The 13,216-nt window shown below is 72.0% G+C and carries 6 protein-coding genes and 1 pseudogene; 3 read left to right on the top strand and 4 right to left on the bottom strand.

Going from position 1 to position 13,216, the window contains the following annotated elements; translation table 11 throughout:
* Positions 1-527: 527 nt before the first annotated feature.
* Positions 528-3,014, bottom strand: a pseudogene (locus PZB75_RS20190) (DUF5682 family protein); the annotation flags it as partial.
* On the bottom strand, positions 3,011-4,123 hold the full coding sequence (locus tag PZB75_RS20185; RefSeq protein WP_275536701.1) for an AAA family ATPase: 1,113 nt from the start codon (positions 4,121-4,123) through the stop codon (positions 3,011-3,013). The pseudogene PZB75_RS20190 and the gene PZB75_RS20185, both read right to left, overlap by 4 nt.
* A gap of 118 nt (positions 4,124-4,241) precedes the next feature.
* Between PZB75_RS20185 and PZB75_RS20180 the strand changes: the two genes are divergently transcribed.
* Together PZB75_RS20180 and PZB75_RS20175 are read left to right on the top strand one after the other, a co-directional pair.
* Positions 4,242-5,648: an SWIM zinc finger family protein gene (locus PZB75_RS20180; RefSeq protein WP_275536700.1), complete on the top strand. Its 1,407-nt coding sequence runs from the start codon at positions 4,242-4,244 to the stop codon at positions 5,646-5,648.
* Positions 5,649-5,672: 24 nt separating this feature from the next.
* Complete coding sequence (locus PZB75_RS20175) at positions 5,673-7,385, top strand: DUF5691 domain-containing protein (protein ID WP_275536699.1); 1,713 nt, start codon at positions 5,673-5,675, stop codon at positions 7,383-7,385.
* 417 nt (positions 7,386-7,802) lie between these two features.
* Here the strand turns inward: PZB75_RS20175 and PZB75_RS20170 are convergent, their stop codons facing one another.
* On the bottom strand, positions 7,803-8,216 hold the full coding sequence (locus PZB75_RS20170; protein WP_275536698.1) for a cobalamin B12-binding domain-containing protein: 414 nt from the start codon (positions 8,214-8,216) through the stop codon (positions 7,803-7,805).
* 570 nt (positions 8,217-8,786) lie between these two features.
* Between PZB75_RS20170 and PZB75_RS20165 the strand changes: the two genes are divergently transcribed.
* A complete protein-coding gene (locus PZB75_RS20165; protein ID WP_275536697.1) occupies positions 8,787-10,481 on the top strand; it encodes a peptidoglycan DD-metalloendopeptidase family protein in 1,695 nt (564 codons plus the stop codon).
* Between the two features lie 161 nt (positions 10,482-10,642).
* Here PZB75_RS20165 and pcrA read toward each other — a convergent pair whose 3' ends face one another.
* Positions 10,643-13,081, bottom strand: coding sequence for a DNA helicase PcrA (pcrA, locus tag PZB75_RS20160; protein ID WP_275536696.1), 2,439 nt, complete (start codon positions 13,079-13,081; stop codon positions 10,643-10,645).
* Positions 13,082-13,216 lie beyond the last annotated feature (135 nt).

Raw genomic sequence — 13,216 nt, 5'->3', positions numbered from 1 at the left:
CTTCCTCTGGAAGCGGCGCCGATCAGGCCGAACGCACCGCCCCCGCTGCGCAGGGCATCACCCAGGCCGGCCCCGGCCTCTCCGCCGCCCCCGGCAGAGCCCAGGACGAACCCACTCTGCCCGTTGGTCGCGCCGCTCGGAGCACTGATCCCACTGGATGCACCAGTCCCGCTGGGCCCGCTGGGCGCACTGGCTACGCCGCCGCTCACGCCCGGCACACTGCCCCTGCCCCTGCCCCTGCCCGCCACGTCGTTCTCGCCGGACCCGCCGTCCCCACAGGACCCGCCGTTCCCACAGGACCCGGCGTTCACCCCGGAAGCGCCGTTTCCACCGGACCCGCCACCCGCCCCGGACGCGCCGTTCGCACTGCCCGAGCCACCCGCCCCGGACGCGCCGTTCGCACTGTCCGAGCCGCCCGTGCCGCCCGGGACCGGCCGCGCCCTCGGCCGTGTGCCGGCGCGTCGGCCCGGCCCGGGAGACGAACCGGCTGATGCCGCGCCGGCCGGTACCGCGTCCTCCTCCGTACCGAGGCCGAGCAGCAGTCGCAGTAACGGCACCATCGCGTCCGCCCGTTCCTCGTCCAGGCCGGGGCCGAAGCCGGGTGCGGTCGCCTCCGCACCGGTTCTGACCGCGCCCTCCGCGGCGGGTCCCCGCCGTACCAGCTCACCCAGCGTGCGGCGGACACCCGATTCGTACGCCGAGAAGGTCCGACGCAGCAGGGGCAGCACATCGGTGAACGTGTCCGCGGGCACCCCGGTCAGCCAGGCGTCGACAAGGCCGAGCAGCCGTTCGTCGTGGACGAGGAGCATGCCGCCGCCCGACGCGCCGCCGACGAATCCGTCGATCCAGGCAGCGGCGTCGGCCGGTGGTGTGCCGGGCGAGAGCGCGAGGCCCATCAGCCGTGCGGCCTCGTCCTCCTCAAGGCGCCCGTCGTCGAGAAGCAGCCGGGCGGCGCGGCCCCGGATGACGCCGACGACGGTGTCCCGGGTCGCGAGCTTGCGCAAGACCTCGCTCCAGCGCTGCCGTAGATCACGTGTCCCGCCCGAGGACGCGTTCCCTTCCGCTCGTCCCTCCTCCACCTCCGCACCCGCTTCCCGGTCCGCGTCGGCGTCCGGCGTGATTCCGGAGAGCAGTGCTATCGCGGTGTGGACCCCGTCCACCTGACGGCGCAGTGCCGTGGCGCCGTCCGTGTCGAGGCCCGTGCACGCGGGCGGCAGGCCCACACAGATCCGTTCGGCGAGTCCCGCGGCGACTTCGCCGAGCGCTGCCGTGTCGGTGGACCGCACGTCTCCGTAGCGCAGGGTGCGGGCCAGGGCGGGCAGGGCGTCGGCGAGGTGGCCGACGTCCGCGTCCAGTGCGGCCCGGTCCGCGAGGGCCCGCATCACCACGGGCAGCGCGTCCGGCAGCTCGGCGAGCAGGCAGCGTTCGGCGAGGACGGTCACCTCGGCCAACGCGGTCGCCGACAGCGCCTCGGACTCGGCCTTGGCCGTGGCGGCGGAGAGCACGGTCGTGCCCCACACCCCGGCCTCGGCGATCCGGACGTACAGCTCCGGCTCCCAGCGGAGCCGCCAGCTCTCCCGGAAGGTCCCGGTGCTGCCCCGGCCGGTGGTCGGCTCGCCCCATCCGATGCCCAGGAGCCGCAACCGGTGCAGCAGACGACTGCGGGCGGCGTCCGTCTCCTTCCGGAGGTCCAGCTCCAGGTCCCGCTCCAGCGCCTCCGGTCTGAGCCGCAGGGAGCGCTGCGAGCGGGTGAGATCGCGTTGCAGGGGGACGGCCGGGGCCGAGTCGGGTACCTGCCCCAGGGTCTCGCCGACGATGAGTCGGTCCTGGACGAGCGCGAGCGGCACATCTGAGCCCTCGCACATCACGGCCCGGACGGCGTCGATCGTCTCGGTCAGACCGGCGAGCGGCCGGCCCCTCATCGCGGCGAGCGTCCCGGCGAGCCGGACCGCCTCGATGACGTGGGCCGACGAGACGAACCGGTCCTCGTCACGCAGGAGCCCCGCGACCTTGGTCATCCAGCGTTCGACCGGCCGGTCCGGTGCGCTGAACAGATGCCCGTACCAGCCGGGTGAGTCGATCCCCGCCCCGTAACCGCTGTGCCGGGCGAGTCTGCGATGCGTCCAGGGCACCCAGGTCAGCTCGGTCTTGACCTTCGGCAGCCCCTTGAGTAGGGCCCGGTCGGCGCTGACGGTGGTTCTCGCCGCGAGGGCGGGCACGTGCCAGGCCCCGCAGACAACGGCGATGTCGTCGCCGAATTCCTTCCGCGCCGCGCGCACCTGGAGGCGCATGTACGCCTCGCGCACGGCGTCACGCGGGTGGCCACCGTCGCCGTACACCTCGCGAAGCGCCGTCATCGCCTCGGCGAGCACGTCGAAGGGGGTCAGCGCGTCGGTGACGTCACCACCGGGCGCGCGGTGTTCGACGACGTCCTCCCACCAGCGCTCGGGGTCGTCGTAACCGGCGGTCTCCGCGAGCACGCCGATCGGGTCGACAGCGGGTGAGCGGACCGGGCGGGCGGGCTCCCCCGCCTCGCTTCCGTCTTCCCCCTGCGCGTCCAGACCGTGCCCCTCCGCACGGCTCCCCCCTTCTCCTTCTTCCCGCTGGTCTCCCTGATCTCCGCCCTGGTCTCCCGCCCCTTCCCCTCGTGCCTCTTCGTCTCCTGCCGTCTCTGTCATGGCCAGGGAGTGAGCGGCCGGCAGATCGATGAAGCGGACCGGGACGTCCCTCGCCAACGCCCAGCGGAGTGCCACCCATTCGGGTGAGAATTCGGCCAGCGGCCAGAAGGACGCCCGCCCCGGGTCGTCCACCGCGTGGGCGAGCAGCGCGACCGGTGGCCGCATCGCCTCGTCGGCGGCGAGCGCCAGCAGCGCGTCCCCTTCGGGCGGTCCCTCGATGAGTACGGCTCGCGGTCCGGTGGCGTCCAGTGCGGCGAGAACGGCCCGGGCGGAGCCGGGGCCGTGGTGCCGCACCCCCATCAGCAGCGGCCCGCCGACCGCCGAGGCCCCGGTCATACGGAGACCTCACGGCAGGCGCGGTAGAAGTCCTTCCAGCCGTCCCGCTCGCGGACGACGGTCTCCAGGTACTCCTGCCAGATCACCCGGTCGGCCACCGGATCGCGGACGACCGCGCCGAGGATGCCCGCCGCGACGTCTCCGGAGCGCAGCACTCCGTCGCCGAAGTGGGCCGCCAGCGCGAGCCCGTTGGTGACGACCGAGATGGCCTCGGCCGTGGAGAGCGTGCCCGACGGCGATTTGAGCTTGGTGCGGCCGTCAGTCGTGAGGCCGTTCCTCAGCTCACGGAACACGGTCACCACGCGCCGGATCTCGGCCATGCCGTCGGGCGCGGCCGGCAGGTCGAGGGAACGTCCTGTCTGGTCGACGCGGCGGGACACGATGTCGACCTCCGCCTCAGGCGTGGCGGGCAGGGGCAGGACCACCGTGTTGAACCTGCGGCGCAGCGCGCTGGACAGCTCGTTGACCCCCCGGTCGCGGTCGTTGGCCGTGGCGATGAGGTTGAAGCCCCGGACGGCCTGGACCTCCTGGCCCAGCTCCGGGACGGGGAGCGTCTTCTCGGAGAGGATCGTGATCAGCGCGTCCTGCACATCGGCGGGGATGCGGGTGAGTTCTTCGACCCGGGCGGTCATGCCCTCGGACATGGCCCGCATGAGCGGGCTGGGCACCAGAGCCTCACGGCTGGGGCCGTGGGCGAGCAGTTGTGCGTAGTTCCAGCCGTAGCGGACGGCTTCCTCCGGTGTGCCCGCCGTGCCCTGGACGAGCAGCGTCGAATCACCGCTGACCGCTGCGGCCAGGTGCTCGGAGACCCAGGTCTTGGCGGTGCCGGGGACGCCCAGGAGCAGCAGGGCGCGGTCGGTGGCGAGGGTCGTCACGGCGACTTCGACGAGGCGGCGCGGGCCCACGTACTTCGGTGTGATCACGGTCCCGTCGGGGAGTGTGCCACCGAGCAGATAGGTGGCCACGGCCCACGGTGACAGGCGCCAACGCACCGGCCTGGGGCGGTCGTCGGCGGCGGCGAGCGCCTTGAGTTCGTCGGCGAAGGCGTCCTCGGCATGTGGCCTCAGCACCTCGGCGCCGGCGGTGGAACTGTTTTCGGGCACGGTCATGGGTCCCCCTCCAGATCGTCTGACCGGATGTGGTTCCCACCGTGCACCACGCCACTGACAATCGACCTCGACCGCAGGTCAGGGGCGGTTGTCAGTGGTGCGTCCTACCGTCGTTCCCATGCTGCTGACTCACGGGGGAGAACCCTCGCGCACCGCCGGTCCGGCGGTCCGCTGGACCATGGAGCAGGTATTGGCCCTGGCTCCGGACGACGCGTCACGAAGGGCCGGTACGAAGCTGGGTGCGGCCGGTTCCTGGTCCGACGCGGGCTGCGGTGACTCCGGAGCCGTCTGGGGACTGTGCAAGGGCAGTGGCAAGAAGCCGTACCAGACGGTCGTCGACACCGCCGGGCCCGCCTACAAGTGCAGTTGTCCGAGCCGGAAGTTCCCGTGCAAGCACGCGTTGGGGCTGCTGCTTCTCTGGGCCGGGGGCGAGTCCGCGCTGCCGTTGGCGGAGGAACCCGGCTGGGCCGGTGAATGGCTCGAAGGCCGTCGGGAGCGAGCTGTGGCCGCGAGTGGTCAGGGCCGGGACGCGAGCGGCCCGACCGCTCGTGAGCCGGCGGACCCGGTGGCGGCCCGGCGCCGGGCCGAGCGCCGGGCCGCGCGGATCACCGCGGGCGCGGAGGAGTTGGAGCAGCGGCTCGCGGACCTGCTGCACGGTGGTCTGGCCGCGGCGGAGCAGGCCGGATACGGGATGTGGGAGGAGACGGCCGCCCGCATGATCGACGCCCAGGCCCCAGGACTCGCCGCGCGGGTACGGGAACTGGGGGCGATCCCGGCATCGGGCCCCGGTTGGCCGGCCCGGCTGCTGGAGGAGTGCGCGCTGCTGCATCTGCTGGACGCCGGATGGCTGAACCGCTCTCTGCTGCCCGAGCGGTCGGCCGTGGCGGTGCGTACGCGCGTCGGACTGACCGCGGCGCCGGAGGGCCCGCCCGTCCGGGACCACTGGACGGTCCTCGCCCAGTACGACACACCGGACGGGAAGATCGTCACGCGCCGCGTCTGGCTATACGGGCGGGACTCGGGCCGGACCGCGTTGCTGCTCTCCTTCGGGGCCGCCGGGCGCTCCCCTGACCTGGCGATGCCGGTGGGTGCCGCGATCGACGCGGAGCTGACACCATATCCGGGAGCCGGGCAGTCGCGGGCGGAGCTGGGCGCGCGGTTCGGGACACCCACCACGGTCGGGGCGCCCCCGCCGGGCGGTACACCGGCCGCGGCGGTGGCGGCCTACGGGCACGCGCTGCGGGACGATCCCTGGCTGGAATCCTGGCCGGTGACGCTCCGCGAGGTCATACCCGCGCCGTCCGGGGACGGCTGGCAACTGACCGATGCGGCGGGCGGGTCCGCTCTGCCCGTCACACCCGCCGCACTGTCCCGGCCGGGTCTGTGGAAGCTCGTCGCGCTCTCCGGCGGCGCCCCCGTCACGGTCTTCGGGGAGTGCGGCCATCGCGGCTTCAACCCGCTCGCGGCCTGGTCGGAGAACGGGACGGACACCGATACCGGCACCGAGACCGTGCCTCTCATCTGACTCATGAAGCCCGAAGGGGGACCGATGCCCACTCCGACGACATCCGCACCCACGCCCACGACCGATCCCGCGCTGCCGCCCCCGTCCCCGTCCTCCTCACGGAAGAAGACGTCCTCGCCGACCGGCTCGTCCGGTCATGGCGTCGCGTGGGAGGACCTGGTTACCTCGGCGCTGCTCGGCACGGACCGGCGCCCACTGGAAACGGGGGGCGGGCCGGCCTCACTGCTGGACGCGGCGGCGCTCCACACACTGCGCCGCAGAGCCGGGTTGCTGCCCGCCCCCGCCCCCGCCCGGCCCGAGCCGGCCCCCGCCGATCCCCGCCCTCCGTTGCCGGTGTCCGCCCGGCGCAGGCTCACGCAGTTGCTGGCCGACCGGTCGGCGCACTCGGTCGCGGGAGGGCGACGAGGCACGGCTCCCGATCTCACCGAACTGATCCCGCAGTGGCTGACCACCGCCAACGCGCGCGGATTCCGGGCACCGGCCACCCTGCTGCCCGCCCTGCTGGAAGCGGCCCGCGCCAGGACCGATCTACGCCCGCAGGCACTGGTTTTCGCCGGTCCGCGCGGGCTGTGGCTGGCCCGGTTCAATCCGGACTGGAGGTTCGCCCTGCGCGGTGCGTCCGGCGCGGCCCGACCGCCCGGCCCGGCGGATTCGGACGCGGTACGGAAGATGTGGGAGGAGGGGCTGTTCGCCGAGCGGTCCGTACTTCTCGGCACCGTACGGAAACACGACCCCGCGGCGGCCCTGGCCCTCCTGTCCACCACGTGGTCCACCGAGCGGGCGGAGGACCGGCTGGTGTTCCTCGACGCGTTGCGGGCCGGACTCTCCACGGCGGACGAGGGCTTCCTCGAACAGGCGCTCACCGACCGCAGCCGTAATGTCCGCGCCACCGCGTCCGAGCTGCTGTCCGCACTGCCGGACTCCGCGTTCGCGGGCCGGATGGCCGCCCGCGCCGCGTCCTGCGTGAACCTCGACCGTACGGGTGCCGACGCGGCCATCGCCGTGGAGGCTCCGCACGAATGCGACGCGGCGATGCGGCGGGACGGGGTGGCTCCGGCGCCGCCGTCCGGCCGGGGTGAACGGTCCTGGTGGCTGGGCCAGTTGGTGGAGGCGACGCCACTGACCGCATGGCCGCCCCGGTTCGGCGGGCGGGCGGCCCGGGAGATCGTGGAGCTGCCGGTCGCCGACGGCTGGGCCGAGGAGCTGCATGCCGCGTGGTGCCGGGCCGCGGTGCGCCAGCGTGACCCCGAATGGGCCCGCGCGCTGCTCGGCACCCCGTCGGCTCCCCCGGCCACCGGCCCGGGGACGGCCTCGCTCGCCGAACGCTCGAAACTGCTCGCCGTCCTGCCGGAACCGCAACGCTCCGACTGGGTCGCCCACTTCATAGCCGCCCATGGGCTGTCGGAGGCGTTCCAACTGCTCGGTGTCTGTGCGGTCCCCTGGGCCGAGCCACTGGGCCGGGCGGTCGTGGACGCGCTCGACATCGCCCGGGACGGCGGCAGTTACCCCTGGAGCTTCAGCGGAGTGATGGGCCTCGCCGAACGCTGCCTGAACCCGGCCGCGGCAGACCGCCTGGAGGTGCTGACAACGACCCCCGACGAGCCGGAAGGCGCCTCCCCCGGCGCCAACGGCTACTGGACGGAAGCGTTCCAGCGCCTGGTCTCCACACTACGGCTGCGCTCCACCATGGAGGCGGAACTGGTCGGGGACAAGAAGGGCGAGGACGAGACGAAGTAGGAGGTCGGAGACAGGACGGGACCGGGGTGCGGCCACGGAACTTCCGGGAGAGGGAAGGGCAAACCGGCCGGGCACGGGGCGACTCGTGCCCGGCACGCCACCGGCCGGCCCCGGCACGGCCTCCGCCTCCTCCGCCCCGTCCGCGCCGGATTCACAGAAGTCGAACCGGAAGCGGGCTCCTTCGCCGGGCAGCACACGACGCACCCTGGACTCCGAGCCCTGAGTCCTCGACCTGGGGTCGCACCCGCCCCGGGGTGCGCTCGCCCCACGGCGCGCTCGACACAACCGCTCGCCCGCCGCAATGGTCACCGCCACCGCCGCTCGCCACGACGGCACCGACCCTCGACCCTGCCGAATCCAGCCTTACGGGACCCGGTCCTGCGCGACCCGGCCTGCACGACCCGGCCGGCGAGACGCTCAGGCCTCGGCGGGATGGCGGACGTTCGCGTTCACCCACTCGACGATCGATGTCGTCGTCGCACCCGGGGTGAAGATCTCCGCGACGCCCTGTTCCTTCAGCGGTGCGATGTCCGCCTCCGGGATGATGCCGCCGCCGAAGACCTTGATGTCCTCGGCGTCCCGCTCCTTCAGCAGTGCGATCACCTTCGCGAAGAGCGTGTTGTGGGCCCCGGAGAGGATCGAGAGGCCGATCGCGTCGGCGTCCTCCTGGATCGCTGTGGACACGATCTGCTCGGGCGTCTGGTGGAGGCCGGTATAGATGACCTCCATACCCGCGTCCCGCAAAGCCCGCGCGATCACCTTCGCCCCACGGTCGTGGCCGTCGAGGCCCGGCTTGGCCACCACCACACGGATCGGACCGGTCACGCCCATCACTGCCTCCAGATGTGTCTCCCGTGCCTGACGGGCCGGGGATGTGAACGAACGTTATCCACAGCATCCCGCAAGCCGCCGTTTCGCGGTGGCCGGGGAGGGGGAAATCACACGGGACATCTTCATCAGGTGCCGCTTCGCACCGCGCCCGTCCTCCGGACGGCCCCTTGGACAGGCCGTCATGAGGCCGTCACGAGGAAGCCGTACCACCGCGCCGTCAGCCGCACGGCACGGTGGTACGGCCGACCGCACACCCTCGGAGGGCGCCGCTCCGACGCGGCGGGCGCGCTTACGGCAACCGTGGTCCGTCGCGTCGTCCCGGGTTCCCTCATGGACGCCGCATGGATGATCCGTCGCGCGCCCACCAATAGAACGTGTTTCGAACATACGGGCAAGGCTGTCCCTTCGCGCCCCCGAAAGCCATCCGATTGCCCGGTTCTCCCGCACCCAAACCCCGCCGAAGATTGTCGCCATCAGGTACCGCCGGGTACAGTCGCGGCCACTACTTCCCCTGGGTCCCCCCACCGGACCCCGGATACAGGTCCTGCTGCCGAGGCGAGAGAGAAGTTGGTGAACGACCAGCACCCCCACGCCGGGTACGTCGGATACAACGGCCCCCCCACGGGCCACTTCGACAACGACCCGCTCTTCGGCGCCCTCCCCGACGAATACGACGGCGGCTACGAAGGCAGTGAGAACTACCACGTGGGCTCCGAAACCGGCCACACCACCGGATACGGCGGTGGCTACGGCCAGTACGACACCACCCAGTGGGACACCGGCGCCCAGCAGACCGTGCCGTACGACGCCTACGCCGCCCAGGTCCACCAGCAGTACGACACCGCCGCGACCTGGCTGCCCGGACGGCACGGGACCACCGACACCACTGACACGAACGGCCAGTGGGACACCACCGGCTGGAACCAAGGCAGCCAGGGCCAGGGTGACCAGGGTCCGCCCCCGGACCACACCGGCCCCATGGACCACGTCGGGCACACCGGTCAGTGGCCGACGGCCGACACCGACTCGTTCGACGCGATCACGTTCAACCCGGCCGCGTTCGACTCAGGCGCGTACGACGCCACCGCCTGGAACACCGGCGCCACGGCCGGGCATCCACGGTACGAGCACAGTCCGCTCGACCAGGAGCAGACGGCGTACCAGTCCTACGAGCCGACCGGTCCGACCGACCCGACAGGTCACTCCGGCTCGACCGGGCACTCCGGCCGGACCAGTCACTCCGACCAGGCCGCCGCCCCGTACGAGCCCTATGCGACGGCCACGTTCAGCGTGCTGGACCTGCCCGGGACCGGCCCCCACTCGGAATACACCGAGTACACCGAACACACGGCACACACCGAACACACCGAACACTTCTCCGAGGAAACGCCCGCGCTCGACGCGGAGCCGGTCCCCGTACCCGAGCCCGAGTCCGTTCTCGTCACGGCGGGACACCCCGTCGGCCCGTCCGCAGCGGTCCCCTCGGTGCCCAGGTCCCGCAGCGCCGGCCGGAGCCGGCGCCGTAGCCCGGCCAAGCGTTCCGCGCTCCTCACCGTCGCCGTGCCCTCCGCCTGTGTCATGAGCGTGGCCGGCATCGCCGCCGCGTCCGTGGGGGGTCTTGGCGGTTTCGGCGGCGGCGAGGAGAAGAAGGACGACACCACCACGACGATGGCGGCGGCCGATCCCGCCTCGGTCAAGCCGGTGGCCGCCAACAACAAGCTCGACGCCCAGTTGGAAAGCCTTCGCGCCGACGCGGAGAACTTCGCCGACCGCGCCAGCCGCACCCAGGAGCGCATCGACCTGAAGGAGCGGCAGGCCGCCGAGAAGAAGAAGCGCGAGAGGGAGGCCGCCGCCCGCGAGGCGGCACGGCCCAAGTTCGTGCTCCCCGTCCAGCAGCACGGGCTCAGCGCGTACTTCGGCCAGGCCGGCGTCAACTGGATGTCCGTCCACACCGGAATCGACTTCCCCGTCTCGTACGGGACCCCGGTGATGGCGGCGACCGACGGCACCGTGCGCACCCAGTGGAACAACGCCTACGGGAACATGGCCATCGTCACCATGGCCGACGGCACCGAGACCTGGTACTGCCATCTGAGCAGCACCAAGATCCGGTCGGGCTCGGTCAAGGCGGGCGACGTCATCGCGTACTCGGGAAGTTCCGGGAACTCCACGGGCCCGCACATGCACTTCGAGGTGCGGCCCGGCGGCGGAGCGGCGATCGACCCGCTGCCCTGGCTGCGCGGCCACGGCGTCAATCCGAACTGAGAGCCGTCCGCTCCTCACACCCGCTCGAACGCGTCCGCTTCCCACCGACCAGGTACACCGCCCCTCCGCACCGGCTCCCGAAAGGGCCGGAGGCCGGGGGCGGTCCGGTTGCGCATTCCCCCGTACCGGCGCGTTCCCCGCCCCCGTACCGCGTCGTATCCCTACAGCTTCTCGACCGGCGCGTACCTCAGCAGCAGCTTCTTCGGGCGCTCGCCGCCGAAGTCGACCGTCGCCTTCGCCTGGTCGCCGATGCCCTCGACCGCCGTCACCGTGCCCAGCCCGAACTGGTCGTGCGTGACCCGGTCCCCCACCACCAGCGTGATCGTCGGTTTGTCCGAGGTGCGGCGGGTCGCGAAGCCCGACGGGCCGGACCGCGAACGCGACGAGGACAGCGAGGTGGTGATCCCCGAGGTCGGCCCGGCCGGTGCGGCCATCGGACCCTTGCGCCGCCAGTCCAGGTGCTGATCCGGGATCTCCTCCAGGAACCGCGAGGGCGGGTTGTACGCGGGCTGCCCCCACGCACTGCGCATCGCCGCCCGCGTCAGATACAGCCGCTCACGGGCGCGGGTGATCCCGACATAGGCCAGGCGGCGCTCCTCCTCCAGCTCCTTGACCTGACCGAGGGCGCGCATGTGCGGGAAGACGCCGTCCTCCATGCCCGTCAGGAACACCACCGGGAATTCGAGGCCCTTCGCGGTGTGCAGCGTCATCAGCGTGACGACCCCGGAACCGTCCTCCTCATCGTCCGGGATCTGGTCCGAGTCGGCGACGAGCGCGACCTTCTCCAGGAACTCGGCGAGCGTGCCCGCCCCCTCTTCCTCCGCACGCTCCTGCTCGAATTCGAGTGCGACGGCGGCGAGTTCCTGAAGGTTCTCGATCCGGGTCTCGTCCTGCGGGTCGGTGGACGCCTGGAGTTCCGCGAGATAGCCGGTCCGCTCCATGACCGCCTCCAGCACGACGGCGGGGCCCGCGCCGGACTCCACGATCGTGCGCAGCTCCTCCATCAGGGTGTTGAAGCGTTTGACGGCGTTGGCGGAGCGTGCCGCCATGCCGTACGCCTCGTCGACGCGGCGCAGCGCCTGCGGGAAGGAGATCTTCTCGCGCATCGACAGGGCGTCGATCATCGCCTCGGCCCGGTCGCCGATGCCGCGCTTGGGCACGTTCAGGATGCGGCGCAGCGGGACGGTGTCCTCCGGGTTGGCGAGGACGCGCAGGTAGGCCAGGACGTCCCTGACCTCCTTGCGCTCGTAGAAGCGGACGCCGCCGACGACCTTGTAGGGCAGGCCGACCCGGATCAGGATCTCCTCGAAGACACGGGACTGGGCGTTCGTACGGTAGAAGATCGCGACGTCGCCCGCCTTGGCGTCGCCCGCGTCGGTCAGCCGGTCGATCTCGTCGGCGACGAACTGCGCCTCGTCGTGCTCGGTGTCGGCGACGTAGCCGATGATCCGGGGGCCTGCTCCGGCGTTGGTCCAGAGGTTCTTGGGGCGGCGGCTCTCGTTGCGCTCGATGACCGCGTTGGCCGCGGAGAGGATCGTCTGCGTGGAGCGGTAGTTCTGCTCCAGCAGGATCGTCCTGGCGCTCGGGTAGTCCTCCTCGAACTGGAGGATGTTGCGGATCGTCGCGCCTCGGAAGGCGTAGATCGACTGGTCGGCGTCGCCGACGACGCACAGTTCGGCGGGGGCGTCGGCCTCTCCGGCCGGGCCGACCAGTTCACGGACGAGGGTGTACTGCGCGTGGTTGGTGTCCTGGTACTCGTCGACGAGGACGTGCCGGAAGCGTCGGCGGTAGTGCTCGGCGACCTCGGGGAACGCCTGGAGCAGGTGCACCGTGGTCATGATGATGTCGTCGAAGTCCAGGGCGTTGGCCTCGCGCAGCCGTGCCTGGTACATCGCGTAGGCCTGGGCGACGGTCTTCTCGAAGCCGTCCGCCGCCTGACCCGCGAACGTCTCCTCGTCGATCAGTTCGTTCTTGAGGTTCGAGACCTTGGCCGTGAAGGACTTCGGCGGGAAGCGCTTCGGGTCCAGCTCCAGATCGCGGCAGACCAGGGCCATGAGCCGCTTGGAGTCGGCGGCGTCGTAGATCGAGAACGACGACGTGAAGCCCAGGAGCTTCGACTCGCGGCGCAGGATGCGGACGCACGCGCTGTGGAAGGTCATCACCCACATGGCGTTGGCGCGCGGTCCGACGAGCTGTTCGACACGCTCCTTCATCTCGCCCGCGGCCTTGTTGGTGAAGGTGATCGCCAGGATCTGGCCGGGGTGCACACCGCGCTCGGCGAGCAGATGCGCGATCCGGTGGGTCAGCACCCTCGTCTTGCCGGAACCGGCCCCGGCGACGATGAGCAGCGGGGAACCGGCGTGCACGACGGCCGCGCGCTGCTCGGTGTTCAGCCCTTCGAGCAGCGCGGCGGAGTCGATGACGGGACGCGGCGCACCGTCGCGGTAGTACGCGTCCCGGGGCGGCGCGGGCGTGTGGAACGCACCCTCGAAGAGGTCGTCCGGCACCGCTTCGGGTGCGGCGTCCTCGGGCGGGGGCGGGGGGCCGTCCTCGGAGTGCTGGAGGCCGGCCAGGAAGTTGTCGTCAAAGAGGCTGCTCATCGCTTGACGAGTCTAGGCGGCCCCACCGACACTCCGGGGCCGTGTTCGCCGCACGGGCGGACCGGGCGGGCTCCGTCGGGTACGTACGGGCAGGGCGCCTCCACGCTCCGTAAGGGAACCGGGGCGCCTCCCCGG

The organism is Streptomyces sp. AM 4-1-1 (assembly GCF_029167625.1).
In the GTDB taxonomy this organism is placed as follows: domain Bacteria; phylum Actinomycetota; class Actinomycetes; order Streptomycetales; family Streptomycetaceae; genus Streptomyces.
Note: the sequence above shows the minus strand (reverse complement) of the source record. Positions and strands in the feature narration are given on the sequence as shown.

What these genes read in the sequence shown, in the direction of transcription:
- PZB75_RS20185 (WP_275536701.1), bottom strand. Translation starts at nt 4,123, where the DNA reads ATGACCGTGCCCGAAAACAGTTCCACCGCCGGCGCCGAGGTGCTGAGG.
- PZB75_RS20180 (WP_275536700.1), top strand. Translation starts at nt 4,242, where the DNA reads ATGCTGCTGACTCACGGGGGAGAACCCTCGCGCACCGCCGGTCCGGCG.
- PZB75_RS20170 (WP_275536698.1), bottom strand. Translation starts at nt 8,216, where the DNA reads ATGGGCGTGACCGGTCCGATCCGTGTGGTGGTGGCCAAGCCGGGCCTC.
- pcrA (WP_275536696.1), bottom strand. Translation starts at nt 13,081, where the DNA reads ATGAGCAGCCTCTTTGACGACAACTTCCTGGCCGGCCTCCAGCACTCC.
- PZB75_RS20175 (WP_275536699.1), top strand. Translation starts at nt 5,673, where the DNA reads ATGCCCACTCCGACGACATCCGCACCCACGCCCACGACCGATCCCGCG.